The organism is Actinomadura rubrobrunea NBRC 15275, from assembly GCF_001552235.1.
In the GTDB taxonomy this organism is placed as follows: Bacteria; Actinomycetota; Actinomycetes; order Streptosporangiales; family Streptosporangiaceae; genus Spirillospora; species Spirillospora viridilutea.
On the sequence record NZ_BCQU01000020.1, the window covers coordinates 26,166 to 52,253 of the forward strand.

Here is a 26,088-nt window from a genome sequence, read left to right on the forward strand (position 1 = left end):
CGGTGTGGGGGAAGATGAAGGGCATGGGACAGGTCACTGCGACCGCCGAGAAGACGGTCGGCGCGAGCCCCCAGCGGGTGCTGGACGCCATCGGCGACTACGAGGGCGTGCGCGCCAGGACGCTCACCGGGCACTTCAGCGAGTACGAGGTGCGGAAGGGCGGCAAGGGCGACGGCACGGTGGTGCACTGGAAGCTGGCCGCCACCAGCAGGCGCGTCCGCGACTGCCTGATGTCGGTCAGCGTCCCGGACGAGAACACCCTGATCGAGCGCGACGCCAACTCCTCGCTGGTGACCACCTGGACGGTCTCCCCCGCGGGCGAGGGCACGTGCGTCCGCATCACCACCACCTGGAGCGGCGCGGGCGGCGTCAAAGGCTTCTTCGAGCGGACCTTCGCGCCCCGCGGCCTGGAGCGCATCTACGACGAGCAGCTCGCCAAGCTCGACTCCGAGCTCGCGCGGTGACGCGCGCCGCCGAGAACACGGCCTCCGGATCCGCGGCCGACGGGAACGAGCGCTACCGGCGCAGGTCGGCGCGCGTGCTGCTGGTGGACGACTCCGGCCGCATCCTGCTGTTCCGGATGCTGCGCGCCTCCGGCAGGCCCGACCTCGGCCACTACTGGATCACTCCGGGCGGCGGCGTCGACGGCGGCGAGAGCCTGCGCGAGGCGGCCGTCCGGGAGCTGCGGGAGGAGACCGGTCTGGCCGTCGCGCCGGAGGATCTCGGCCCCCGGGTGGCGGTCACATCGGGCCACGCCGATCTCGGCTGGGCTCGCGGCCTGTTCCGCGACGACTTCTTCCTGCACCGCACCGCCGCCTACGAGATCGACACCTCCGGATTCCAGGTCGTGGAGCGCGACCACGTCACCGGGCACCGCTGGTGGACGCTGGACGAGCTGCGGTCCACCGACGAAACGGTCTACCCGCTCGGCCTGGCGTCCCTGCTGGCCGACCTGCTCGCGGGACGGATCCCCGACGCCCCTGTACGCCTCCCTTGGCACCACTGACCCCGCACCGCCTCGGCGGCGTCCGCCGACCGACTCCGGGTCGACTGAGAGACGGTCGTGTTCATGTAACTCGTTTCAACGCCTCGCGCACGGTTCGAAGTCGGGTCTTGTCGGAATCACGGCCCCTACTTACTCTCTAGTAGCCCCCATTTAGAACACGTTCTATTCGATCGGGGCGACGTGGTCTGCGGGGCACTCGTCCGACCGTGACCCACGCGCGACGAGCCGTGCGACGAAAGGCAGGGTGACGATGTCCGTGAGCAAGAGCAGGCGTTCGCGGCGGCTGAAAGGGCGTTCCGGACGGCGGCTTCTCGGCGGAATGGCGGCCGCGCTCGCCATGGCCGTCGCGGGCTCGGGGACGGCGGCCGCCGCGGCGCCCCAGGCGGACGCCGCCGACTTGCAGGAAGTGCTGTTCGTCGGCAACAACTGGGACGGCACCGCGGACGTCATCAAGTCCACCGGCGACTTCGCCAAGATCGGCCGTATCAACGTCATCCCCGACAAGAACGAGCGGCTGAGGGAGATCTACCTCAACCCCATCCGGCTCGCCTACTTCCTCGGCATCCGGGAGACCGTGGGCGAGGGGCACGACCAGTTCGTCGACGACATGTACACCACGCCCGACGGCACGGCCGTGGTGGTGTCGCGTCCCAGCTTCGCCGACGTCGTCTCGATCGACCTGGCCACCGGCAGGGTCAAGTGGCGGTTCCCCGTGTCGGGCTACCGCTCGGACCACATGGCGGTGTCGCCCGACGGCAGGCGCGTCGCGGTGTCGGCGTCCACGTCCAACACCGTCCACGTCCTGGACATCGAGACCGGCCGGGAGCTCGGGTCGTTCAAGACCGGCGACAAACCGCACGAGAACATCTTCAGCCGCGACGGCCGCTACCTGTGGAACATGTCGATCGGCGAGGTGAACACCGACCTCGACGACCCGATATGGGACTGGACGAAGGGCGACCGGCGCATCACCGTCGCCGACACCTCCACCTTCCAGGTCGTCAAGGTCATCGACATGCGGCAGCGGCTGGACGCCTTCGGCCACCGGAACGTCTCGGACGCCGTCCGGCCCGCCGTCTTCACCCCTGACGAGTCCAAGCTCTACTTCCAGGTGTCGTTCTTCAACGGGTTCTACGAGTACGACGTCGCCACCGACAAGATCACCCGGGTGAAGACGCTGCCGGAGAACCCGCAGACCAGCAAGGACCGCAGGGACTGGGTCAACGACTCCCGCCACCACGGCCTGGCGATGAGCCCTGACGGCACCAAGCTGTGCGTCGCGGGGACGATGGACGACTACGCGACCGTCGTCGACCGCGCGACCCTCCAGGAGGGGCCGCTCGTCACGGCGTCCAAGCCGTACTGGGCGACCGTGAGCGGCGACGGCACGGCGTGCATCGTCTCCGAGAGCGGCTCCGACCAGGTCACCGCGATCGACTTCGCCACCGGCCGCAAGCTGGTGTCGGTCCCGGTCGGCGACCACCCCCAGCGCGTCCGCCTCGGCCACGTCCCCGCCGGCTGGACGGGCCCCTCGGGCGGCTGACGCCCACGGCACCGGGCGGCTCGGTCCGCGCGACGGCCTTCACCCGCGCCGAGCCGCCCGGTCCCCCTCCCGGGCGGTGCCGAACACCGTCCCCGTCGTCGCCTCGGCGACTTGTTACGTCGGCTACCTGCTGCTGCGATACGACTCCTGGACGACTCGGTGGCCGCCACCATCAAGTACGCGGTCGACGTGCGGCGCCCGCCGACACCATGGCGGGCGGGAGGTGCGGCACCTGGCCTCCCTGACGCACGGCCCTCCCGGCATGACCCACTTCTTCGACGCTGAGCCGGGCGGGGACGCGCGCCGTGACGGCCGCATCCGTCAGCAGCCCCGCGTCACCTGTTACGTCGGCAACCTGGTGCCGCGATACGACTCCCGGACGACTCGGTGCCGGCCACCGTCGAATACGCGGTCGACGTGCGGCGTCCGCTCCAACTGCGGCGCCATGGCGTGCGGGGAGGTGCGGCACCTGCCCCGCCGACTCTGGAAGGACCCGCTGCCCCAACGCTGGACCAGGAGGGGACGCGCGCCGCGACAACCGCAGGTTCGTGCGGACGCGCGGCTCGTGGAGTACTCCACCACGAGGGCGAGGCCGCCGGCGGATCCGGCCGCGTGCTCCCGTATGGGCGGCGAGGCCGCCTCAGAGTCGCCCATCGGGACGAGCCCCGCCGGGGCTCCGGCTCCAGGGGCCCGACCATGACGCTTCCGATTTCTCTGTTTCCTCCCCCAACTCCGCGGGCGCACCGCTCGTCAATCCCTAATGCTGGTCGCACCGCCCCGCCCGTCCGGGGCGGGGACGTCGCGCGGCCGCCGACGTGAAGTCGTCGTGTCGGAGTCACGCAGTATGGTCGGCTCGTTCGGTCCCTGCGACACGAGCCGTTGGGAAGGGGAATTGTGAACAGCGAGGGTGGGCGTCCCGAAGAGCCTCGTCATCCTTCCGGGCACGGGTCCGGGGCCGACCCCGCGGGCCCGGCCCAGCCGGGGCAGGGCGCGCCGAACCAGCCTCCACCGCCCCCGGGCACGAATCCGGTCGCCGGGCAGAGCGGCCCCGGGCAGCCTCAGCCCGCCCAGCCGCCGAGCGGCCCCGGGGCGCCCGGGCAACCGCCGCAGCCCTGGCCTCCGCAGCAACCGGCCCAGCCCGGACAGGCGGCACCGCCTCCCGGCCCGCCCGGGCACGGCTTCGGGGTGCCGCCGACGTCCCCCGGAGGCATGGGGCCGGGGCAGATGCCGACGATGCCGGCGCCCGGTTTCCCCGTCCAGCCGCCGCCCGCCGGGTCGCGGAAGACGGGCCGGCTGATCGCGCTGCTGGGCGGGGGCGCCGTGGCCGCCGTCCTGCTGGTGGTCGCCGCCGTCGTGGTCGTCGCCGGCGGCGGCGACGAACCGGACGGTCCGCTCGCCGCCGGGCAGTGCATCGACAAGCGCCTGGACCTGGACACCAGGTCCACCTTCATGCAGAGGGTGCCCTCCGCGCTGCGGGTCGGCTGCAAGTCCGCGCAGGCCAAGGGCAGGGTCCTGAAGATTCTGCGCAGCAGCGAGGGCGCCTCCATCGGCGGGTTCACCTTCTCCACCGACGGGTGCCCCGACGAGACCGACGGCGGCGCGCGCGTTCGGGTGGCGAGCGACGACACCCGCTACTGGGACGTCTGCGTCCGCAACCTCAACGGCCCGCATCCCGGCGACCCCGGCGCGGGCGGCGGGATGATCGCCGCGGGCGACTGCATCAGCGACTCCATCGCCTTCAACCGCGAGGTGCCGTGCACGTCGGCGAACTGGTACGGCAAGATCATCGCGCGGGTGGCGGACCAGTCGCAGTGCCCCGTGCCGCGGACCATGGAGACCGCCAAGATCTCCGGCACGTCCGCCCGGCCCGTCCTGTGCCTGGGCGCGGGCGGCAAGGTGCTCGGCCCGGGCGACTGCATCAAGGACCCGACGTTCGGCGTCAACGGGCCGGACAAGGCCGACTGCGGCACCGACGACGCGGTCGCCAAGGTCACCGGCCGGGTCCGCACCCAGCGGGACTGCCCGTCCGGCTCGGACAAGTACATGGAGGCGAAGGGCGCGTACCTGCCGATCCTGTGCCTCAAGCAGCTCAAGCCCACCCTCAGGGAACAGCTGGGCGGCCTCGGCCGCGTCTGACCTCGCCCGCGACCAGGCCCCGCGCGACGACCTGCGGCGTCGCCTCGAACGCGCCGAGGGGCGCGGGGCCGGGGGGCGCAGGTCCGTGCGGACCGACGTCTCAGTCGAGCATCTGCGGTGTGACGGGCACGGACATGGCGGCGCGCTCCGCCAGGCCGCGTTCCAGGCCGGCGTAGAGGCCGCGCTCGCGGCCTGGCCGCACATCTCCAAGCGCGCACACCGCACTCGGTGACCTTTCACCGGGCAGCCGCGTGACCGCTGTCCGAACAGAACACGTAGCCCCGGGTGGCGCGGCCCCGGGGCTCGGTGTTTCCCGACCCGGCCGAGGGTGGCGACGGCCGGGCCGGGAGCTCAGGCGGACGGCGCAGCCTTCCCGGGCAGGATGGGAGGGCTGCGCCGTCGGGACGGGTCAGGCGTCGAAGTCGAGTTCCAGGCGGTCGGTGGCGGGGGTGGCCTGGCAGGTCAGGACGAACCCCGCGTCGACCTCGGAGGGTTCGAGGGCGAAGTTGCGGCGCATCTCGGCCCGCCCGGAGACGACGCGGGCGCGGCAGGTGCCGCACACGCCGCCCTTGCACGCGAACGGCAGGTCCGGGCGGACGCGCTGGGCGGCGTCCAGCACCGGCACGTCCCGCGGCTGCGTGACGGTGGTGGCGCGGCCGTCGAGGACGATCGTGACCTCGCTGGCGGGCCCGTCCGTCTCCGCCGGCCGGTCGTCGCGGCGGACGGGTTCGGGCGGCACGTCGTCCACGTGGAACAGCTCCTGGTGGATCCGCTCGGCCGGCACGCCGAGGCCCGTCAGCACCTCCCGCGCGTCGGTGACCATCCCGAACGGGCCGCACAGCCACCAGTGGTCGATGTCGCGGACCGGCAGCAGCATCGGCAGCAGGGTGCGCAGCCGGTCCGCGTCCAGCCGGCCGCTGAACAGCTCCGCCTCGCGCGGCTCCCGCGACAGCACGTGCACGAGCTCGAACCGGTCGGGATAGGCGTCCTTCAGGTCGGCGAGCTCGTCGGCGAACATCACCGTGTCGCTGCTGCGGTTGCCGTACAGCAGGGACACCCGGGACGCGGGGTCGCGCAGCGCGGACGCGGCGATCGACAGCACCGGCGTGATGCCCGAACCGGCGGCGATGAGCGCGTGGTGCGCGGGCCGCCCCAGGTCGGGCGTGAACGTGCCGGACGGCGGCAGCACCTCCACCATGTCGCCGGGCCGCACCTTGTGGACCAGCCACGAGGACACGGCTCCCCCGGGGATCTCGCGGACGCCGATGCGCGGCGGGGCCCCCTCCGGGGCGCAGATCGAGTACGAGCGCCGCTCCTCGCGTCCGTCGACGACGCGGCGGACGGTGAGGAACTGCCCGGGGCGGAACGCGTAGTCCTCGGCCAGGTCGTCCGGCACCTCGAAGGAGATCGCGACCGCGTCCCGGCACAGCCGCTCCACCTCGGAGACGCGCAGGAGGTGGAAGGCGGCGCGGCGGCGGCGCGATGCGGGGGCGGGCGCGGTGTCGAGCGCGGTCACGGCTCAGATCTCCTTGAAATGCTCGAACGGTTCGCGGCAGGAGCGGCAGCGCAGCAGCGCCTTGCAGGCGGTGGGGCCGAACCGGGACAGCTCCTCGGTGTCCGGGGAGCCGCAGCGGGGGCAGCGCACCGCCGTCCGGGTCGGGCCGAGCGCGAGCGGGATCGGCCCGGAGCCGCGGCGGGGCGCCGGCCCGGGCGGCGCGATCCCGGCGGCGGCGAGCTTGCGCCGCCCGGACTCGCTGATCCAGTCGCTCGTCCACGGCGGGGTCAGCACCGTGCGGACCTCCACCGGCGCGAAGCCCGCCTCGGTGAGTCGGGCGCGCAGGTCGTCGCGCATGGTCTGCAGGGCCGGGCAGCCGGTGTACGTGGGGGTGATCGTCACCACCACCCGGCCGGACGGTTCGGCCTGCACGTCGCGCAGCACGCCCAGCTCGCCCAGCGTCAGCATGGGCAGCTCCGGGTCGGTCACCGTCTCGGCGACCGCGCGGGCGTCGGCGACCGTCACCATGTCGCCCCCGGGTGCGCGCGGGCGACGCTCTGCATCTCGGCGAGCAGGGCGTCGAGCTCCTCGGAGTGGACGCCGTCGCGACCGCCGCCGACACCGGGCCGCGCGTCCGCGTCGGGGCGGGGGAGGGTGGCCTCCGCCAGCACCTCGCCGATCACCGCGTCGAACTCGGCGCGCAGCGTGGACGGGTCGACGCCGACCCCCTCCTCGGCCATGCGGCGTTCGATGTCGTGCGCGGTGAACAGCTCCTCGGTGTACGGCCAGACGTCGTCGAGGGCGCGCCGCATGCGCCGGTGCGACTCGTCGGTGCCGTCGCCGAGCCGGACCGTCCACAGGGCGGCGTGGTCGCGGTGGTAGGCGACCTCCTTGACGCCCTTGGCGGCGATCGCGGCGAGCACCGGGTCGCGGGACGCGGTGAGCCGATCCAGCAGCGCCAGCCGCCACGTGGAGAACACCAGCAGGCGGGCGATGGCGAACGCGAAGTCGCCGCGGGGAGCCTCGACCAGCCGGACGTTGCGGAACTCCCCGGCGTCCCGGAAGAACGCCAGGTCGTCTTCGCTGCGGCCGGTGCCGTCGGCCTGCCCGGCGCGGGTCAGGAAGAGCCGCGCCTGCCCGAGCAGGTCGAGCGCGATGTTGGCGAGCGCGACCTCCTCCTCCAGCTCGGGGGCGTGCGCGCACCACTCCTGCAGCCGATGCGACATGATCAGCGCGTCGTCGCCGAGCATGAGGCAGTAGGCGGCCAGGGCGTTCCCGTCGACGCCGTCCGGCAGGGCGGTGTCGACGCCGGCCATGGGGTCGTGGAAGCCGGTGCCGAACGCCCAGCGGACGTGCTCGTCGTGCTCCTCGCTGAGCGCGACCAGCGCGTTGTCGGAGGCGTCGGGCTGCGTGTCGGTCTGAGACTGCATGTCGCTCCGGGGCGGCGTGTCGTTCTGGGGCGCCATGGCGACGCTCACATGTGCGGGACGTTCTCGGGGATGTCGTAGAACGTCGGGTGTCGGTAGACCTTGTCGCCGCTGGGCGCGAAGAACGGGTCCTTCTCGTCCGGGCTGGACGCGGTGATGTGCCTCGCCTCCACCACCCAGATGCTCACGCCCTCGTTGCGGCGCGTGTACAGGTCGCGGGCGTTGCGCAGCGCCATCTCCGGGTCGGGCGCGCGCACCGACCCGACGTGCACGTGGTTCAGGCCGCGCTTGCCGCGGACGAACACCTCGTACAGGGGCCACTGCGCCCGCACCGTGCCGTGCTGCTCCTCGCTCATGCCGCCTCCTTCGCGCGCCGCGCCCGCTTGGCCGCGTGCGCCGCGGCCGCCTCGCGCACCCAGGCGCCCTCCTCGTGCGCGGCCCGCCGCACCGCGATCCGCTCGGCGTTGCACGGGCCGTCACCGCTGATCACTCGCCGGAACTCGTCCCAGTCCACCTCGCCGAAGTCGTAGTGGCCGCGCTCGGGGTTCCAGCGCAGGTCGGGGTCGGGCAGGGTGACGCCGAGCGCCTCGGCCTGCGGCACCGTCATGTCGACGAACCGCTGCCGCAGCTCGTCGTTGGTGTGCCGCTTGATCTTCCAGGCCATGGACTGGGCGGTGTGCGTGGACTCGGCGTCCGGCGGCCCGAACATCATCAGCGACGGCCACCACCAGCGGTTCACCGCGTCCTGCACCATCTCCCGCTGCGCGTCGGTGCCGCGCATCATCGTCATCAGCAGCTCGTAGCCCTGCCGCTGGTGGAACGACTCCTCCTTGCAGATGCGGATCATCGCCCGCGCGTACGGGCCGTAGGAGCTGCGGCACAGCGGCACCTGGTTGCAGATCGCGGCGCCGTCCACCAGCCACCCGATGACGCCCACGTCCGCGAACGTCAGCGTCGGATAGTTGAAGATCGACGAGTACTTCTGCGCGCCGGCGATGAGCCGCTCGGTCAGCTCCATCCGGTCGCCGCCGAGGGTCTCGGCCGCCGCGTACAGGTACAGGCCGTGCCCGGCCTCGTCCTGCACCTTGGCCAGCAGGATCGCCTTGCGCCGCAGCGACGGCGCCCGGGTGATCCACGCGCCCTCCGGCTGCATGCCGATGATCTCCGAGTGGGCGTGCTGGGCGACCTGCCGCAGCACCGTCTTCCGGTAGGCGTCCGGCATCCAGTCGCGCGGCTCGATCCGCTGGTCGCGTTCGATCGTCCGCTCGAAGTGCTCCGCCAGCGCGTTCTGCTCGGCCATCAGGACTCCTTCCCGGCGGGCCGCTTGGCCACCAGGGTCAGCACGTCGTACTTGGCGACCGTGACGCCGTCCTGCCGGGTCACCTCGGTGTCCCAGCGGACCTCGCCGTAGTCGGCGCCCTCCCGCGGCGTGATCTGCTTGGCGGTCAGCTTCACGGTCAGCTCGTCGCCGGGGAACGTCGGCGCCAGGAACCGCAGGTTCTCCAGGCCGTAGTTGGCCAGCACCGGGCCGGGCTCGGGGGAGACGAACAGGCCCGCCGCGAACGACACCACCAGGTAGCCGTGCGCGACCCGCCCGCCGAAGAACGGGTTGGCCTTCGCGGCCTCCTCGTCCATGTGGGCGTAGAACGTGTCCCCGGTGAACTCGGCGAAGTGCTCGATGTCCTCAAGCGTCACCGTGCGCGGCCCGGCCACGACCGTGTCGCCGACGCGCAGCTCCTCCAGGTACTTGCGGAACGGGTGGACGTCCTCGGTGTTGCGCGGCGCGCCGTCCACCCACCGCCCCGTGACGGCGCTGAGCATGGCCGGGTCGGCCTGCACGGCCGTGCGCTGCATGTGGTGCAGGACGCCGCGGATGCCGCCCATCTCCTCGCCGCCGCCGGCGCGGCCCGGCCCGCCGTGCACCAGCATCGGCAGCGGGGACCCGTGCCCGGTGGACTCCTTGGCGTCCTCGGCGTTCAACACCAGCAGCCGGCCGTGCGAGGACGCCGCGCCCAGCACCACGCGCCGGACGAACTCGGGGTCGGCGCTCACCACCGACCCGGCGAGGCTGCCGCGGCCGCGGTCCGCCAGCGCCACGGCGTGGTCGGCGTCCCGGTACGGCAGCAGCGTGCTGACCGGGCCGAACGCCTCCACCTCGTGCGGCTCGGGCCGCTCGGGGTCGTCGGCGCGCAGCAGCACCGGCGACAGGAACGCGCCGCGCTCCGGGTCGGCGTCGATCACCTCGACGCGCCGCGGGTCGCCGAACACGATGCCGGCCGCGTCCGTCAGCGCCTTCAGGCCCCGCCGGACCTCCTCGCGCTGGTCCAGGGTGGCCAGCGCGCCCATCCGCACCTCGGGGTTGGCCGGGTTGCCGATCTTCACGCGGGCGAGCCGCTCGCGGACCGCCTCGGCGACCGCGTCGATCCGGTCGGCGGGCACCAGCGCGCGGCGGATCGCGGTGCACTTCTGCCCCGCCTTCACCGTCATCTCGGCGACCAGCTGCTTGACGTACAGGTCGAACTCGGCGGTGCCGGGCTCGGCGTCGGGGCCGAGGATCGAGCAGTTCAGCGAGTCGGCCTCGGCGTTGAACCGCACCGCCCGCTCGACGATCACCGGGTGGGTGCGCAGCAGCCGCGCCGTCGCCGCCGACCCGGTGAACGCCACCAGGTCCTGCTCGGTGAGGTGGTCGAGCAGGTCGCCGGGCTCCCCGCACAGCAGCTGCAGGGCGCCCTCCGGCAGGATCCGCGACTCGACGATCAGCTCGACCAGCCGGGCGGTGAGGTAGGCCGTCTGCGGCGCGGGCTTGATCAGGCTCGGCATGCCCGCCAGGAACGCCGGCGCGAACTTCTCCAGCGGCCCCCAGACGGGGAAGTTGAACGCGTTGATCTGGACGGCGACGCCGCGCAGCGGCGTGCACACGTGCTGGCCGACGAACGTGCCGTTCTTGCTGAGCGGCTCCACGGCCCCGTCGACGTACACGGTGTCGTTGGGCAGCTCCCGCTTGCCCTTGCTGGCGTAGGTGAACAGCACGCCGATGCCGCCGTCCACGTCGATCTTGGAGTCGGCGAGGGTGGCCCCGGTGCGGGCCGACAGCGCGTACAGCTCCTCGCGGTGCTCGCGCAGGTGCAGGGCGAGCTGCTTGAGCAGCGCGGCCCGCTGGTGGAAGGTCAGCTCGCGCAGCGCGGGCCCGCCGACCCGGCGGCCGTACTCCAGCGCCGCCGCCCGGTCGACGTCGGCCGCCGCGGCGAACCGGGCGACCTCCTCGCCGGTCACCGCGTCCAGCAGCGGCGCGCCCTCGTCCCCCGGAGCCTGCCAGGCCCCCGAGACGTAGCTGCGCAACGGAGCCATCGCGCCCATACGGGCCTCCTCACCTCGTCTTCCGACCCGAATTACTGACCGGACGTTCAGTTGGGATAGTAACCCGTGGCACGAGCTCACGCCAGGCCCGGTCCCGTCCCGGAGCCTGCGATACTGGGCGGCGTGACCACGGCGGACGAACGGCAGACGCGGCGGGGCCGTCCCGGCTACGACAAGGACTCCCTGCTCCAGATCGCCGTCAAGGTGTTCAACGAGCGCGGCTACGACGGCACCAGCATGGACGAGCTGTCCAAGCGGCTCGGCATCAGCAAGTCCGCCATCTACCACCACGTCTCCGGCAAGGACGAGCTGCTGCGCCTGGCCGTCGACCGCGCCCTCGACGGGCTGTTCGCCGCCGCCGACGAGGCCGCGGCCGTGGAGGGACGCGCCGTCGACCGCCTGGAGCACCTGGTGCGCGCCAGCGTGACCGTCCTGGTCGACCGGCTGCCGTTCGTCACCCTGCTGCTGCGGGTGCGCGGCAACACCCCCGTCGAGCGCCGCGCCCTGGCCCGCCGCCGCGAGTTCGACCGGATGGTCGCCGACCTGGTCGCCCAGGCCGTCGCCGAAGGCGACATCCGCCCCGACGTCGACCCGGCGATCACCAGCCGGCTGCTGTTCGGCATGGTCAACTCCCTGGTCGAGTGGTACCGCCCGCAGGGACGCCGCAGCGCCGCCGAACTCGCCGACACCGTCTGCAAGATCGCCTTCACCGGCGTCCGCCGCCCCCACCCCGCAGACGCGCAGACCCCCGCCGCCAACGCCGACAACACGCAGCCCTAGCCGGACGGCCCGGCTCACCCATCCGCGCTGTCAGAGGACAGCGTCGCCGCGCGCAGCCGCAGGTAACGCTGCTCGGGCAGGTTCGTCGCCAGGCGCGCCGCCGCACGGAACGCCTCGCGCGCCTCCCTTGGCCGCCCCGCCCTCTCCAGCAGATGCGCGCGGACGGCATGCAGCCGGTGATGCCGTGCCATGCGGTCATCGGCCTCCAGCTCGTCCACGATCCGCAGACCCGCCTGGGCACCGTGCACCATCGCGACGGCGACGGCCTTGTTGAGCGTCACCATCGGATTCGGCGCGACCCGTTCGAGCAGCTCATACAGCGCGAGGATCTGCGGCCAGTCGGTCTCCTCCACGGACGCCGCCTCGTCGTGCACAGCGGCGATCGCCGCCTGGAGCTGGAACGGGCCGAGCGCCCGGGTGCGCGCCAGCGTCGCGGAGACGAGGTCGACGCCCTCGGCGATCAGCTCCCGGTCCCACCGGCCGCGGTCCTGCTCCTCCAACGGGATGAGCGACCCGTCGTCCCCGGTGCGGGCGTCCCGCCGCGCCTCGGTGAGCAGCATCAGCGCCAGCAGCCCGGCCGCCTCGTGTTCGTCCGGCAGCAGGCGGTGCAGCAGACGGGTCAGCCGCAGCGCCTCCGCGGTGAGGTCGGGACGCTGCAGCGCGTCGCCGGAGCTGGTCGTGTAGCCCTCGTTGAACATCAGGTAGAGGACGTGCAGGACCGCCTTCAGCCGGTCGGCGCGCTCCTCGGGCGGCGGGAGGGCGAACCGGCCGCCCGCTTCCCGAACCGTTCGCTTGGCCCTGCTGATCCGCTGCGCCATCGTCGCCTCCGGGACGAAGAAGGCGTGCGCGATCTCCGCCGTGGTCAGCCCGCCGACCGCCCGCAGCGTCAACGCGACCTGCGACGCAGGGGACAGCGACGGATGGCAGCACAGGAACAGCAGCGTCAGCGTGTCGTCGTGCCCGTCCGCGGGCGGCTGGTCGGCGGGGGCGGCGACGAACATCGACGGCGGGGTGGCGAGCAGCTCCGCGTCCTCACGGCGCCGCCGGGCCGCCTCGCTGCGCACCCAGTCGGTGAACCGCCGCGTGGCGACGGTGACCAGCCACCCGTAAGGGTTGTCCGGCACGCCCTCCTGGGGCCACTGCACGGCCGCCGCCAGCAGCGCCTCCTGGACCGCGTCCTCACAGCCCTCGAACTGGCCGTACCGGCGCATCAACGCGCCGAGGACCTGCGGCGCCAGCGGGCGCAGCAGGTCCTCCAACCGTTCCGCGGTCACTCGCCGTCGGCCGCCTCATGCAAGATCGGCCACACCTCGACCGCCCCGATCGACGCGTACGGCACCTCGGCGGCGATCTCCAGGGCGCGTTCCTCGCTCTCCACGTCGACCAGGTACCAGCTGGCCATGTACTCCTTGGTCTCCAGGTACGGGCCGTCGGTCACGGCCGGCACCCCGTCGCGGACCCGCACGGTCTTCGCCTGGGACGCGTCGGCGTTGCCGTACGCGCCGAGCAGCTCGCCCGTCTCGGCGAATTTGCGGTTGAACGCGTCCTGCTCGGCGACCGCCTTCTGGAACTCCTCGGCGGAGAACGAGTCCCACAGCTCCTGGTTGCCGTAAATGATGATCATGTATTTCACGGTCGGCCTCCTTCACGGGCGGAGCGCCCCGGCGGCGCCCTCCGTCAACGAGTCGGAGCCGGCGCGCACACCTCGACATCCCCCGCGAAGATTTTTTCTCACCGCCCGCGACGTCAGGCCCGGTCCCGCGCCCGGTCGAACGCGGCCCTGTACTCCCCGAGCCACTCCGCCCCCGCCTGCTCAGGGGGCATGGCGCGCAACCCCTCACCCAGCAGCGCGGCCGCGTCCGAGTACTCGCCGATGTCGCCGAGCACCATCCCGATGTTGAGCTGGAAGAACGCCTCCGAATACCAGTACACCGGGGGCGGCGGCTCAACACCGTCGGCGGCCCGCTCGGCGGCCGAGTCGAGCAACCGCCGCGCCCGCTCAACGTCCCCAAGAGCCGCGTACCCCTGAGCGGCCTGCAACTGGTCGAACGTCCGCTGAACAGGGTGGCCGCCGGGCGTCGCCAGGGCCGCGCTGGCCGCGCGGACGACCGCGTGAGGGCGTCCCTGCCGGCGGGCGACATACCCGCGGAAGCTCGTCGCGACGGCCGCGATGGTGCCGTCCCCGAACTCGTCGGCGAGTTCCTCCCCGCGCCCGAACAACGCCAGCGCCTGAGCGTCCCGCCGGAGCGCCGCGTGCAGCCACCCGGTGTAGACGGTCCATTCGGCCACGATCCGGCCCAGCTGATCTCGCAACGGCCCGGAGGCGTCCCGAAGCATCACCATGAGCACGTCAAGCTGCCCCGCCACAGGGGCCAGAAGGGCTGCGGCGCCGACCGCGTCCTCCAGCCGCCGCTGCGCGGCGAGCACGGTCGCCAAAGTCTCCAGCGTGCCTGAATCCAGCCGGGCCGGACGCAGCGACACCAGAGTCAGCCGCTCCTCGTCATCCGGCGTGAATTCGCCGTTCAAACCCGCCGGACGCCACAAAGAAGACCGAGCACCCGCATCAAGATCGAACAGATCATCCACGCCCATTCCGAACGCGGCGGCATACGCAACCCGGTAACGATCGCTGACGCCGACCTTGCCCGCCTCCCACCGCTTGACGTACGAGATCAGCGTGTCCAGGTCAGGGCATTGCTCGGACACATGCTCGGCGAGCCGACGAGCCATTTCCGGCTTCGACCAGCGGCGTCGCTCACGCTCAGCACGCAGCCGCGCACCGATCCTCCGCCCCCCTCGGCAATGGCCATCGCGCTACCTCTCAGTCACTATGCGAGATGGCGCGGACGGCAGGCGCGTCCCCGGCACGGCCGCAGACCTCTCGCCCGAGCCGGCGGCAGGTCTCGATGCTCCGGCGGCACGGCTCCTGGTGCGGCCGTCGTTGCCCGTCGTGCCTATCCGCGGCGCAACACCCGATGGGGTGACCGATCCGCCTGGTGCTCCCTGCCCCTCAGTCACCGTGCCATCCATTGTGTCCCCGCCTATACGGCATGCGACGCGGATTGACTGGTCGCCCCCACAACTCAAAGCGGCCCCGGACTCGACGAGCGCTGTGTCGCCTAGGGGTCTTGCCAGAAAGCCAGCGTCTTCTCGTCCCAGGTGGCGGACGGCTAGCCGCATGGCGCTCCCTCCAGGGTGATAAGGACCACGACGGACCAAAGCGACGCGGCTACTGACGCTCGTTGTGATCTCTCTAGGGGTGATGAGGACTCCAGAAGAAGGACAACGCACCCTGTTCGACGGCATCGGGGTGCGACCCCGCCTCTAGAGCCGGGGCGACAGCGCGTCCACGTTGAGGGGGGTGACGCGAATTCCCTTGGACGCCCACGGCTCGGGGGTGTCACCCTGCGACAGTCGCTCCAACCAGCGGATCTGGTCCACAAAGTAGGCGTGGGACGAGGACCCCTCGGCGAACGTCACGATCGGCCCCTGCGTGCCGCGCTTGCCGTGCCCGTACAGCATCACCCGACAGACGTCGTCGATCTCTTCGATCGCGAACGAGCACGGGAAGTTGTAAAGGAAGATCCGAAGCCGTTCGTGACGGGCCGCAGCCGCGCTGAGGGGGCGCAGCACCTCGCGGACGTAACGGTCAGGATCTTCCATCGCGGCCTCGGCGGGCTCGATCCGGTACCGATCACGGCGCGAGTCGCAGTAGGGATCCATGATGAACAGCTGGACCGGCACCCCGGCCGCCGCTTTCTCCGCAAATACCGGCAATACGTCCTCGCGCGCATAGAAATTTCGGGTAAGTCCGAACATGTTGATCCGCTCGCGCGCGTTGCGAATGCGGCTGATCAGATCGTGCTCGGATTCCTCGGTGGTGTGCGGGTAGGCGTCGATGATGCCCGCGCGCTGGAGATGGCCGACCTCACCGGGGGTGTGGTCGGTGCCGTAGCCGAGCCGATCCGGCCGGGTGCGGTAGAGGCGGCACAGGTAGTCGATTCGCTCTTCGCTGGGGCGGCGCTCGCCATGCTCCCAACGGCACAGCGTGGCCGCATCGATGCCGGGCGGGGCGAGTCCATCGCGTTCGTAGAGCGAGTCCAAGCGCGCCGACACCTCCGCACGAGACCAGCCGTTCGCAAGACGCCACGCTTCCAGAGGGAACAGCTCAGGGCCGAGCGCGCGCAGCATACGATCAACGATTTCTTCCGTGGCCAGCCCGCGGCGGATGCCGTCAAGGCGAATTTCCGTGGCCTTGCGTTCGATCTCGCGTCGGCGGGCGGCAGGGATGCGGTTCGCCATGCGCCGCATTGTCGCTCATTGCCGCGCGACGGCAAAGCGAATGCCGCATGCGGCCATTGCCGAAATTGTTGCCCGGCGGCAATGTGTGACTCGCGACGTCGATCTGCCCAACGAACGATGGACGGCTTCGACGTCATCCCCGAAGACAGGACGGCCCCGGAACGACGAGTGCGGCGTCGGCCGGGGCCTTGACCGGAAGGACCCTCCGGCCATGAACGATCGTACGGGCGAATTCGACCACTCTGGCCCGTTGGCCGCATTGGCAATGAATCTGTCCGCGCGGCGGCTCGCAGTCACCACAACGCCGCGCGGGCTGCGCGTGGTGAACAAGGACGTCCCGGGGTGCTGCGACGACAGCCGGTACGCGTCGGACACGGTGTCGTGCCGACCGCGTGCCGAGGACGGCGGGACACTGTGGTTCTTCACCTCGTGGGGTGAGCCGATCGCCCCGGCCGACCAGGTGGAAGACGCCGCCATGTACATCCACGCCTGTCTGTCGCGGCGGCCGGAGTCGTCGTCGTGACCGCGCCGGCGATCGGCGTGCGCTCGTGGGCGGCCGAGGTCGACGTCGACTGCGTGCTCGCCGCGCTGCGCGCCCGGTTCCCCCGGGCGATGATCTGGCACGGGGAGTTCACCGGAAGCCTGTGGGCGGCCTGGCGCGATCGTTCGGGCGCCGTCCGCATGGTGGAGGCACACGACCCCGACGAGCTGCGGCGGCATCTGGAGAACGCGGGCATCCCACACGTCCTCCCACCGCAGGCCCCGGCCACGCCAGGGGCTGCTGGAATGACAGCGGGCCTCTGGTCCCCTCCCACGCCCCCACGTCCGTGCACGACACCGCCGTCTCGGGCACCGTCGCCCACCGTGTCACAAGGTCGCCATGAGGCTCGGCGTCGAAGGTGGCTACAGCGCTTCCTGGACAAGCCGACGTGAAGGGAAAACCGAGCATGGCGGATCCATTCCAAGGCCTCGAGGCGGCGGATCGGGTCATCGATCTCAGCGTCGCTCACGCGGTCGGCCATGCCCGGGGACACTGGCGATCAGCACCGACACCTCTGGCGTCGCCGGCTTCAGGACGCAACGGCGATGCAGCGCCGGTCGGAGCCAGCGGAAGGCGCAGCTCACCGACTCGATGACGCGGGCGGAACCGCGTCCAGCCTCGGGCCGTCGGTGGACCTCTTCCCGCAGTTGCAATGGGACACGATCGGGCGGCGGACGTGGCGACAGCGCCTGGCCGTCCTCTCGTCCGGACGGCTTGCCGTGGGGCGGCGGCGCGGAGTGGGGCGCTGCTCCGCACCCCGCCCCACGGCGGTCTTGGCACGTCCCGACCGGTTACCCGCTGCTCGGCGACGATGTGTCGTCTGCGAGCCGAGGCGGCCCGCCCAAGGAGGACGGTCGCCGCTTACAGGTGGGTGATCAGGACCTCGGGGCGTTCCACGCAATCGGCGACGAAGCGCAGGAAACCCCCGGCGACACCGCCGTCGCACACACGGTGGTCGAAGGTGAACGACAGCTGCGTGACCTTGCGCAGCCGCACCTCCCCCTCGTACCCCCACGGCCGGTCGGCGATCCGGCCGACGCCGAGCATGGCCGCCTCGGGATGGTTGATGATCGGCGTGGAGCCGTCCACCCCGAACACGCCGTAGTTGTTCAGCGTGAACGTCCCGCCGGTGAGCTGCTGCGGCGTGAGCTTGCCGTCGCGCGCGTCCGCCGTCAGCTCCCGCAGCCGCGCGGCGAGCTCGGCCAGCGTGAGCCGGTGCGCGTCGTGCACCACCGGCACCACCAGGCCCCGATCGGTCTGCGCCGCGAACCCCAGGTTGATGTGCGGCAGCCGCACGATCTCCTGCCGTTCGACGTCCACGTAGGCGTTCAGCTCGGGGAAGCGCCGCAACCCGACCACGCAGATACGGGCCAGCAGCGCCAGCATCCCGATCCGGGCGTCGGGGCAGGCCCGGTTGATGCTCTCCTTGAGCTCCACCAAGGCCGTGGCGTCCACATCCACCCAGGTGGTGGCGTCCGGGATCTCCCGCCTGCTGCGCGACAGCTTCTCGGCGATGGCCCGCCGCACTCCCACCAGCGGCACCCGCTCCGCCTCCGCGCTCTCGTGAGACGGCGCGGCAGCGGCCGGCGCAACCTCAGGCTGCGCGGTCTCGGCGTTACGGGACGCGGCGATCGCGGCTTCGACATCGCGGCGGAGCACGACGCCCCGCGGTCCGGTCGGCGTCACCAACGTCAGATCGACACCGTGCTCCTCCGCCAGCCGCCGCACCAACGGCGAGATGACCCGCGGAACCTCGCCCATCCGCTTCGCGGCCGTCTTCCGTCCGGGCCCCGACGCCTTTCCGCCCGCGGTCTCCGCGGGCTTGGCGGCCTCCCCGGCCTGCGGCGTCCCCGCCAGGCGGGACGTCGACACCGACGGCACCACCGCACCGGACACCCCGCCCTCCAGGGCGGAGACAGGCCCGAGCAGCGGGTCGCTCTTGGAAGAAGAGGCGGCCTTCCCAGGACCGGACGCGGCCGGCTGCTCATCCTGCCGTTGGCGGACGCGAGCCCGGCGGCGCGAGCGGCCCCCGCCGCCACCGGTGCCGTAGCCGACGAGGACGTTGCCCGACCCGGCGCGCTCCTCCTCCCGGTACCGCTCGTCCGGAACGGCCACCGCGATCAGCGGAGCGCCCACGGCCACGGACGTCCCCGGCTCGCCGTACAGCCGCACGACCTTCCCGGCCATCGGAATCGGCACGTCGACGGCCGCCTTGGCCGTCTCCACCTCGACCACGACCTGGTCGACGGTGACGAAGTCCCCCACGTTCACCCGCCACTGGAGGATCTCCGCCTCGGTCAGCCCCTCCCCGAGATCGGGAAGGCGGAACACCTGCTCGGTGACCGTCGCCGTCATGCCGCACCCGCCTCGGGCAGATACCGGACATCGGGCTCGTCGTCGCGCTGCAACCGCTCCAGCACGTCGAGGATCCGCTCGACGTCCGGCAGGTGGCGGTGCTCCACCATCGGCGGCGGATACGGCACGTCGAACCCGGTCACCCGCAGCACCGGCGCCAGCAGGCTGTGGAAGCAGCGCTCCTGCACGCGGGCGGCGATCTCCGCGCCGACACCGGCGAACCCGGCCGCCTCCGCCACCACCACGCACCGGCCGGTGCGCCGCACCGACGCCGCCACCGTCGCGTCGTCGAACGGCACGATGGTGCGCAGGTCGATGACCTCCAGGTCCCAGCCCTCCTCGGCGGCCGCCTCGGCGGCCTCCAAGGCGACCGGCACGGACGGACCGTACGCCACCACCGTCGCGTCCCCGCCCGGACGGCGCACCACCGCACGCCCGAACGGCTCGCCCCGCACCGGCAGGTCCACCGACGCCTTCGACCAGTACAGCTTCTTCGGCTCCAGGAACACGACCGGGTCAGGGTCCTCGATCGCCTCCCGCAGCAGCGAATACGCGTCCTCCACCGTCGCGGGCGTGACGACCTTCAGCCCCGGGGTGTGCGCGTAATACGCCTCGCTGGAGTCGCTGTGATGCTCCACGCCGCCGATGCCGCCGCCATACGGGACGCGGATCACCATCGGCAGCGTGACTCGCCCCCGCGTGCGGTTGCGCATCTTCGCCACATGCGAGGCGATCTGCTCGAACGCCGGGTACGCGAACGCGTCGAACTGCATCTCCACGACAGGCCGGAACCCGCCCATGGCCATGCCGACGGCGAACCCGACGATCCCCGACTCGGCGAGCGGGGTGTCGAAGCAGCGGTCCTCGCCGAACTTCGCCGTCAGGCCGTCCGTGATACGGAAGACGCCGCCGAGCTGACCGACGTCCTCGCCGAACATCAGCACGCGCTCGTCGTCCTCCATGGCGTCACGCAACGCGGCGTTGAGCGCCTGCGCCATGGTGATCGTCGTCATGTCAGCGCCTCCTCGGCCTTGAGCTCGGCCTCCAGCAACTCGCGTTGCTCCTCAAGCTGCGGCGTGCGTGTGCCGTACACGTGGTCGAACAGCTCCAGCGGCTCCACCCGCGGATCAGCGTTCATCGCGGTCCGCACCCGGTCGGCGAACTCCTCCGCCTCCGCCGCAACGGACGCCACCTCCTCGTCGGTGAGCAGGCCGCGCCGCTTCAGGTAGGCCTCCAGCCGCGCGATGGGGTCACGCTGCCGCCAGCGCTCCGTCTCCTTCTCCTCGCGGTACCGGCTGGCGTCGTCGGCGTTCGTGTGCGGCTCCATCCGGTAGGTGTGGGCCTCCACCAGGAACGGCCCCGCACCCGAACGGGCGTGCCGGACGGCCTCGGCCAGCACCGCCAGGACGGCCACGGCGTCGTTCCCGTCCACCTGCTCGGAACGCACCCCGTACCCGATGCCCTTGTACGCCAGCGACGGCGCGGCGGTCTGCCGCTCCAGCGGGACGGAGATGGCGTACCGGTTGTTCTGCACGAAGAACACCACCGGCGCCTTGAACACGGCGGCGAAGTTCAGCGCCTCATGGAAGTCGCCCTCGCTCGTGGCGCCATCGCCCACGCACACGAGCGCGACCCGCCCCGTCCCCTTGCGGCGTTCCGCATACGCGAGCCCCGCAGCGTGAAGCGTCTGCGTGGCCAGGGGAGTGCACTGGGGAGCGACCTGGTACTGGTAGGGGTCATAGCCGCAATGCGCGTCCCCCCGGAGCAGCGACAACGCCTCCACCGGGTCGACACCTCTCGTCACCAGGGCCACCGTGTCCCGATACGTGGGGAACAGCCAGTCGCCCTCGTCCAGAGCCAGCACGCCACCGACCTGGCAGGCCTCCTGGCCCTTGCTCGACGGGTACACCGCCAGCCGCCCCTGCTTGGTCAGCGCCGTAGCCTGGGAATCGAACCGGCGCCCTACCACCATGTGCCGGTACGCACGGCGCAGCAGCTCCGGCGCCGGCTCCGGATAGGCGGGCTTGCCGCGCGCTGGCGCGCCTGTATCCGTCAGGAACCGGACCGGACGCTTGGACGGCAACAGCGCCTCGGGTCTGGTATCGCGACGTCGATCCGACATACGGCACCGACCTCCACATTCACCCGTCTTTGGGAGGAATATGGAGCAACCTGGCTATACGTCTCAACAACCGGGCTAAAGTCCGGACATTCGGCTCGACATAGGGGCTCGCATGGACCATCTGTCGCTCAACATCCCACCCACATCCCCATCCCCCGGACATTCGGCGGCACCCCTCGACGCCATCGACCGCGCGATCCTCCGCGAGCTGAGCGCGGACGGCCGCCTCTCCGTGCGAGCCCTCGCCGAACGGGTGCGCATCTCCCGTTCCAACGCCTACGCCCGTCTGGAACGCCTCATCGCCGACGGCGTCATCACCGGCTTCAGCGCCCGCATCGACCCGGTCCGCGCGGGCCTCGGCACCACCGCCTACGTCCTGGTGAACATCGACCAGCACTCCTGGCGGGACGTGTCGGTGAAAATGCGCGAAGTGCCGTACGTCCAACACCTGGCGTTCGTCGGCGGCGACGTCGACCTGGTCATGCTCGTCCGCACCCCCGACACGGCCACCCTGCGCGACGTCGTCCTCGCCGGCATCCACGCGATCACAGGCGTCCGCTCCACCCGCACCTGGATCGTCTTCGAAGAGACCACCGGCGGCTGACCCGCCGCCCCGTGCGGTCGTCGGGGGCCATGCGAGCCGCTGGGCATTCGTGCAAACCAGTGGCGGCCAGCCCGTCGATCCCGATCGCCCGGAACCGCCCGACGGCTCATTCCGGCAGCGGCATAGAGTCATCGCCAATCATCGAGCCCTGTGGTCCGCGCTGAGGGCCTGGAGGCCGCTGTACGCCCGCGTGCTGGGGAGGCGGCGTCGCGACTGCGCGGCCCGCGGCGTGGTGTGAGCGAGCCACACCGCAGGCAGGCCGGAGGTGCCGACCAGGACTGACGAACGCCCGGGTCCAAGGCCGCCGAACTGCGCACGACCGGTTCGGAGGCCCGCCAGGACCAACAACACCAAGCGCCTGGCTCAGGGCGCGTGTGGATGTCGTACAGACCTCTGGCAGCCCCAAGACCATGACCGTGCAACCCCGCCGAACACGATCAGCTTGCGAGGGCGTTTAACTTGCACAAAGCGAGTACGACCGGTTGCCCTCGAGGGAGTCGTGCCTCCCCCAGGGGGGCGATCGCACACCCGATTCGCACCCCGCGCGGATGGGCCGGTCGGATGGGCGCGGTCACTTGGCGGCCCCCGGAGCCGCCATGCGGGCGGCGATCAGCGACAGTCCACGGTCATCTACGGCCGGGGCGATCAGAGTGAGCGAGCGCGCTGCCGGACTGTGCCTAGAACTCCTCGGTCACCGCGACCGGGTGCGAGACCATGACACTGGGGCCGTTGAGACAAGAAAAACCACTCACCCCGAAGAAGGAATTGAGGGCGAGTGGTGCGGAACGTGGGCGTACGTGGACTTGAACCACGGACCTCATCCTTATCAGGGATGCGCTCTAACCGACTGAGCTATACGCCCTTGGGGGCGCCGTCCTTGCGGCGTACCGAGAGAGTACCTCATCCCGCGGCACGACCGGTAATCAGTTCGGCGGACGGCGGCCCCCGAGGCTACTCCGCCTCCTTGAGTGTGACCTCCACACCTCCCACGAGGTCGGCGACCAGGTTGTAGATGACCGAGCCGACCGTGGACAGGGCGGTGATCAGCAGCACGTTCAGCGCGCCGACCAGCAGCGTGTAGGTGAAGATGCGGGCGAACGAGAACCAGCCGCCCGCGTTCACGCCGCCGCCGGTCTCCCCCTGCTGGCGGGTCAGGTCGTTGACCGTGTCGCTGATCGCCGAGAACACGCCCAGGCCGGACAGGATCACGTACAGCACGATCACCGCGACCAGCAGCACCACGAAGCAGACCAGCGACATCATGAAGCTGAACTTCATGACCGACCACGGCTCGAGGCGGGCCAGCTGAAGCTGGGCCTTGCGGGTCGGGCGGGCCTGCGCCGACGACTGGCCCGGGGCCGTCCCGGCGGGCTTCGGGCCGGTCGAGCCGGCGGGGCCGGCCGGTGCCGTGGCCGTGGCCGTGGCCGCGGCCGCGGGCGCCGCGCCCGGAGCAGCCGGGGTGCTCGGCGTGGCCACGGTGCGGTCCTTGACGGCGGTGCCGGTGAAGCCGGAGCCCGCGGGGCGGCCCGTCGGCGTGTCGGCGGTCTTGGACCAGCCGTCGGCCGCCGCCTCGTCCTTGACCGGGGCGATCTCGTCGTCCTTGGCGGCGCGCAGGTCCGGCCGGGTCTCGTCGGACACCGGCGTGTCGGGAACGCTCGCGGGCGCCTCTTTCCGGTCGGGGCCGGCCGAGGCGGTCGAGGTCGGGTTGGGCCCGCCGCCGGAGCCGCTGGGCGAGGCGCCCGAGGATGAGCCGGACGAGGAGCCGGATTCCTTCCCCGTGCTCTTACCGGGCTGGGTGCTCACGTCTCCTCCTGGGCCGCCGGACTACGGACGTCATTCACTGTCGCTCTCCTCGGCGCCATTGTCCGCGTCCGAGTCCTCCATGGACTCTACGTTGCGCGCGATGGCGACGACGCTGTCGCCGTCGGCGAGGTTCATGAGGCGGACGCCCATGGTCTGCCGGCCGGAGCGCTTGATCTCGGCCGCGGCGGTGCGGATGACGCCTCCGTTGGAGGTCATCGCGAACACCTCGTCATCGGGGCCGACCATCAGCGCCCCCACCAACTTGCCGCGCGCCTGCACGATCTTAGCGGTGAGGACCCCCTTGCCCCCACGGCCTTGCACCGGATATTGGTTCACGGGAGTGCGCTTGGCGTAGCCGCCTTCGGTGGCCACCAGGACGTCGTGCGTCTCGTCCTGGACGACCAGCATGTTGAGGACCTCGTGGTCGCCATCGAACCGCATGCCGATGACGCCGCTGGTGGCGCGGCCCATCGGGCGCAGCGACTCGTCGTCGGCGCGGAAGCGGATGGCCTGCGCGCCGGTGGAGACCATGAGCAGGTCGTCTTCGGGGGACACCAGCCGGGCGGCGATCACCTCGTCGCCCTCGGCGAGGTTGATGGCGATGATGCCGCCGCTGCGGGGCGAGTCGAAGTCGCGCAGCGGCGACTTCTTGACCTTGCCCTGCTTGGTGGCGAGCACGAGGTAGGGCGCCACGTCGTAGTCGCGCAGGTCCATGACCTGGGCGATGCGTTCGTCCGGCTGGAAGGCCAGCAGGTTGGCGACGTGCTGGCCGCGCGAGTCGCGGCCGCCCTCGGGCAGTTCGTAGGCCTTCGCCCGGTACACCCGGCCCTTGTCGGTAAAGAACAGGATCCAGTGGTGGGTGGTGGTGACGAAGAACTGGTCGACGATGTCGTCCTGCTTGAGCTGGGCGCCGCGCACGCCCTTGCCGCCGCGGCGCTGGGCCCGGTACAGGTCGGTCTTGGTGCGCTTGGCGTAGCCGCCGCGGGTGATGGTGACGACCACGTCCTCTTCGGGGATGAGGTCCTCGTAGGAGACGTCGCCGTCGAAGGGGATGATCTGGGTGCGGCGCTCGTCGCCGTACTTCTCGACGATGGGGGCCAGTTCCTCGCCGACGATCCGGCGCTGCCGCTCCGGGGAGGACAGGATGTCGTTGTAGTCGGCGATCTCGGCCATCAGCCGGTCGTACTCGTCGGTGATCTGCTGGCGTTCCAGGGCGGCCAGCTTGCGCAGCTGCATGTCGAGGATGGCCTGCGCCTGGACCTCGTCGATCTCCAGCAGGTTCATCAGGCCCTGCTGGGCCTCCTGCGCGCTGGGGGAGCGCCGGATGAGGGCGATGACCTCTTCGATCCGGTCGAGGGCCTTGAGGAGGGCGCGCAGGATGTGGGCGCGCTCTTCGGCCTTGCGCAGCAGGAAGCGGGTGCGGCGGACGATGACGTCGATCTGGTGCGCGACCCAGTGGCGGACGAACTGGTCGAGGCGCAGGGTGCGCGGGACCCCGTCGACCAGGGCCAGCATGTTGGCGCCGAAGGTCTCCTGCAGCTGGGTGTGCTTGTAGAGGTTGTTGAGGACGACCTTGGCGACGGCGTCGCGCTTGAGCACGATCACCAGGCGCTGGCCGGTGCGGCCGGAGGTCTCGTCGCGGACGTCGGCGATGCCGTCGAGCTTGCCCTCCTTCACCAGTTCGGCGATCTTGAGGGCGAGGTTGTCGGGGTTGACCTGGTAGGGCAGTTCGGTGACGACGAGGCAGGTGCGGCCCTGGATCTCCTCGATCTCGACGACGCCCCGCATGGTGATGGAGCCGCGGCCGGTGCGGTAGGCGTCCTCGATGCCCTTGCGGCCGACGATGAGGGCGCTGGTGGGGAAGTCGGGGCCCTTGATGCGCTCGATGAGGGCTTCGAGGAGCTCCTCGTCGGAGGCGTCGAAGTGGTCCAGGTACCACTGGACGCCTTCGGCGACCTCGCGGAGGTTGTGCGGGGGGATGTTGGTGGCCATCCCGACGGCGATGCCGGCCGAGCCGTTGACCAGCAGGTTGGGGTAGCGGGACGGCAGGACGTCGGGTTCGGCGGAGCGGCCGTCGTAGTTGGGGGAGAAGTCGACGGTCTCCTTGTCGATGTCGCGCAGCAGCTCCATCGCCAGCGGCGCCATGCGGCATTCGGTGTACCGCATGGCCGCGGCGGGGTCGTTGCCGCGCGAGCCGAAGTTGCCGTTGCCGTCGACGAGCGGGTAGCGCATCGCCCAGGGCTGGGCGAGCCGTACGAGCGCGTCGTAGATGGCGGAGTCGCCGTGGGGGTGGTAGTTCCCCATGACGTCGCCGACGACGCGGGCGCATTTGAAGTAGCCGCGGTCGGGGCGGTACCCGCCGTCGTACATGGCGTAGAGCACGCGCCGGTGGACGGGCTTGAGCCCGTCGCGGACTTCGGGCAGCGCGCGGGACACGATGACCGACATCGCGTAGTCGAGATAGCTGCGCTGCATCTCGACCTGGATGTCGACCGGCTCGATCCGCTCGGGCCGCCCCCCGCCTTCGGTGGTCACGTCCGTCACTGTTGAAGACCTCTTCTAGTGAGTGAAGTACGGTCGGCGCCCGGCTCGCAGGTGCGGCCTGCCGCCGACCGGG

The 26,088-nt window shown here is 71.5% G+C and carries 22 protein-coding genes and 1 tRNA gene; 7 read left to right on the forward strand and 16 right to left on the reverse strand.

Annotated elements, in window-relative coordinates; all coding sequences use genetic code 11:
- The first annotated feature begins 23 nt into the window (after positions 1-23).
- The 4 genes from AR3_RS08655 to AR3_RS08675 all read left to right on the forward strand — a co-directional run bounded on the left by AR3_RS08655 (position 24) and on the right by AR3_RS08675 (position 4,685).
- Complete coding sequence (locus tag AR3_RS08655) at positions 24-464, forward strand: SRPBCC family protein (RefSeq protein ID WP_067911220.1); 441 nt, start codon at positions 24-26, stop codon at positions 462-464.
- Entirely contained in the window at positions 461-1,006 is a 546-nt protein-coding gene (locus tag AR3_RS08660; RefSeq protein ID WP_083951134.1) for an NUDIX hydrolase, read from the forward strand. The genes AR3_RS08655 and AR3_RS08660 overlap by 4 nt, the downstream gene beginning before the upstream one ends.
- Before the next feature lie 256 nt (positions 1,007-1,262).
- Positions 1,263-2,549 (forward strand): YncE family protein, encoded by a 1,287-nt coding sequence (locus tag AR3_RS08665; RefSeq protein WP_227023356.1) that lies wholly within the window; start codon positions 1,263-1,265, stop codon positions 2,547-2,549.
- 1,224 nt (positions 2,550-3,773) lie between these two features.
- Positions 3,774-4,685, forward strand: coding sequence for an LppU/SCO3897 family protein (locus AR3_RS08675; protein ID WP_146150368.1), 912 nt, complete (start codon positions 3,774-3,776; stop codon positions 4,683-4,685).
- A 409-nt stretch (positions 4,686-5,094) separates the two neighbouring features.
- On the opposite strand, the gene paaE is transcribed toward AR3_RS08675, so the two are convergent.
- The 6 genes from paaE to paaZ are packed head-to-tail and all read right to left on the reverse strand — an operon-like array spanning position 5,095 to position 10,964.
- Positions 5,095-6,201, reverse strand: coding sequence for a 1,2-phenylacetyl-CoA epoxidase subunit PaaE (gene paaE / locus AR3_RS08680; RefSeq protein ID WP_067911226.1), 1,107 nt, complete (start codon positions 6,199-6,201; stop codon positions 5,095-5,097).
- A 3-nt stretch (positions 6,202-6,204) separates the two neighbouring features.
- Positions 6,205-6,708: a 1,2-phenylacetyl-CoA epoxidase subunit PaaD gene (gene paaD, locus AR3_RS08685; protein WP_067911227.1), complete on the reverse strand. Its 504-nt coding sequence runs from the start codon at positions 6,706-6,708 to the stop codon at positions 6,205-6,207.
- Positions 6,702-7,610, reverse strand: coding sequence for a 1,2-phenylacetyl-CoA epoxidase subunit PaaC (gene paaC / locus AR3_RS08690; protein ID WP_067911336.1), 909 nt, complete (start codon positions 7,608-7,610; stop codon positions 6,702-6,704). Before paaC ends, paaD begins: the two co-directional genes overlap by 7 nt.
- Before the next feature lie 44 nt (positions 7,611-7,654).
- Positions 7,655-7,963 carry a 1,2-phenylacetyl-CoA epoxidase subunit PaaB gene (gene paaB / locus AR3_RS08695; protein WP_067911229.1) on the reverse strand — a complete coding sequence of 103 codons (309 nt, stop codon included), beginning with the start codon at positions 7,961-7,963 and terminating at the stop codon, positions 7,655-7,657.
- Positions 7,960-8,907: a 1,2-phenylacetyl-CoA epoxidase subunit PaaA gene (paaA, locus tag AR3_RS08700; protein ID WP_067911231.1), complete on the reverse strand. Its 948-nt coding sequence runs from the start codon at positions 8,905-8,907 to the stop codon at positions 7,960-7,962. The genes paaB and paaA overlap by 4 nt, the downstream gene beginning before the upstream one ends.
- On the reverse strand, positions 8,907-10,964 hold the full coding sequence (gene paaZ / locus AR3_RS08705; RefSeq protein ID WP_227023355.1) for a phenylacetic acid degradation bifunctional protein PaaZ: 2,058 nt from the start codon (positions 10,962-10,964) through the stop codon (positions 8,907-8,909). The genes paaA and paaZ overlap by 1 nt, the downstream gene beginning before the upstream one ends.
- 192 nt (positions 10,965-11,156) lie before the next feature.
- Between paaZ and AR3_RS08710 the strand changes: the two genes are divergently transcribed.
- On the forward strand, positions 11,157-11,744 hold the full coding sequence (locus AR3_RS08710; RefSeq protein ID WP_217998499.1) for a TetR/AcrR family transcriptional regulator: 588 nt from the start codon (positions 11,157-11,159) through the stop codon (positions 11,742-11,744).
- Between the two features lie 14 nt (positions 11,745-11,758).
- Here the strand turns inward: AR3_RS08710 and AR3_RS08715 are convergent, their stop codons facing one another.
- From AR3_RS08715 to AR3_RS08730, 4 genes are all read right to left on the reverse strand, one after another.
- Positions 11,759-13,018 carry an RNA polymerase sigma factor gene (locus AR3_RS08715; protein ID WP_067911237.1) on the reverse strand — a complete coding sequence of 420 codons (1,260 nt, stop codon included), beginning with the start codon at positions 13,016-13,018 and terminating at the stop codon, positions 11,759-11,761.
- Positions 13,015-13,368 carry a YciI family protein gene (locus AR3_RS08720; RefSeq protein WP_227023361.1) on the reverse strand — a complete coding sequence of 118 codons (354 nt, stop codon included), beginning with the start codon at positions 13,366-13,368 and terminating at the stop codon, positions 13,015-13,017. The genes AR3_RS08715 and AR3_RS08720 overlap by 4 nt, the downstream gene beginning before the upstream one ends.
- Positions 13,369-13,490: 122 nt before the next feature.
- The gene (locus AR3_RS08725; protein WP_067911243.1) at positions 13,491-14,474 is read right to left on the reverse strand and encodes an NsdA family TPR-like regulatory protein; all 984 of its coding nucleotides are present in this window, start codon (positions 14,472-14,474) and stop codon (positions 13,491-13,493) included.
- Between the two features lie 594 nt (positions 14,475-15,068).
- Complete coding sequence (locus AR3_RS08730) at positions 15,069-16,046, reverse strand: helix-turn-helix domain-containing protein (protein WP_169803799.1); 978 nt, start codon at positions 16,044-16,046, stop codon at positions 15,069-15,071.
- 211 nt (positions 16,047-16,257) lie between these two features.
- On the opposite strand from AR3_RS08730, the gene AR3_RS08735 reads away from it, so the two are divergent.
- On the forward strand, positions 16,258-16,569 hold the full coding sequence (locus tag AR3_RS08735) for a hypothetical protein (RefSeq protein ID WP_106259178.1): 312 nt from the start codon (positions 16,258-16,260) through the stop codon (positions 16,567-16,569).
- Positions 16,570-17,448: 879 nt separating this feature from the next.
- Here AR3_RS08735 and AR3_RS08740 read toward each other — a convergent pair.
- From AR3_RS08740 to pdhA, 3 genes are read right to left on the reverse strand one after another with little or no spacing between them, the layout of a single operon-like run.
- Positions 17,449-18,942 (reverse strand): dihydrolipoamide acetyltransferase family protein, encoded by a 1,494-nt coding sequence (locus tag AR3_RS08740; RefSeq protein ID WP_067911250.1) that lies wholly within the window; start codon positions 18,940-18,942, stop codon positions 17,449-17,451.
- A complete protein-coding gene (locus tag AR3_RS08745; RefSeq protein WP_067911253.1) occupies positions 18,939-19,955 on the reverse strand; it encodes an alpha-ketoacid dehydrogenase subunit beta in 1,017 nt (338 codons plus the stop codon). Before AR3_RS08745 ends, AR3_RS08740 begins: the two co-directional genes overlap by 4 nt.
- Positions 19,952-21,064 (reverse strand): pyruvate dehydrogenase (acetyl-transferring) E1 component subunit alpha, encoded by a 1,113-nt coding sequence (pdhA, locus tag AR3_RS08750; RefSeq protein WP_067911256.1) that lies wholly within the window; start codon positions 21,062-21,064, stop codon positions 19,952-19,954. The genes AR3_RS08745 and pdhA overlap by 4 nt, the downstream gene beginning before the upstream one ends.
- Before the next feature lie 112 nt (positions 21,065-21,176).
- Here pdhA and AR3_RS08755 point away from each other — a divergent pair, with 112 nt between their 5' ends.
- Complete coding sequence (locus AR3_RS08755; RefSeq protein ID WP_083951138.1) at positions 21,177-21,668, forward strand: Lrp/AsnC family transcriptional regulator; 492 nt, start codon at positions 21,177-21,179, stop codon at positions 21,666-21,668.
- A gap of 788 nt (positions 21,669-22,456) precedes the next feature.
- On the opposite strand, the gene AR3_RS08760 is transcribed toward AR3_RS08755, so the two are convergent.
- The 3 genes from AR3_RS08760 to gyrA form a co-directional block, all read right to left on the reverse strand.
- A tRNA-Ile gene (locus AR3_RS08760) sits at positions 22,457-22,530 on the reverse strand.
- An 89-nt stretch (positions 22,531-22,619) separates the two neighbouring features.
- Positions 22,620-23,471, reverse strand: coding sequence for a DUF3566 domain-containing protein (locus tag AR3_RS08765; protein ID WP_227023353.1), 852 nt, complete (start codon positions 23,469-23,471; stop codon positions 22,620-22,622).
- 30 nt (positions 23,472-23,501) lie between these two features.
- Entirely contained in the window at positions 23,502-26,015 is a 2,514-nt protein-coding gene (gene gyrA / locus AR3_RS08770) for a DNA gyrase subunit A (protein WP_067911259.1), read from the reverse strand.
- Positions 26,016-26,088: the final 73 nt, after the last annotated feature.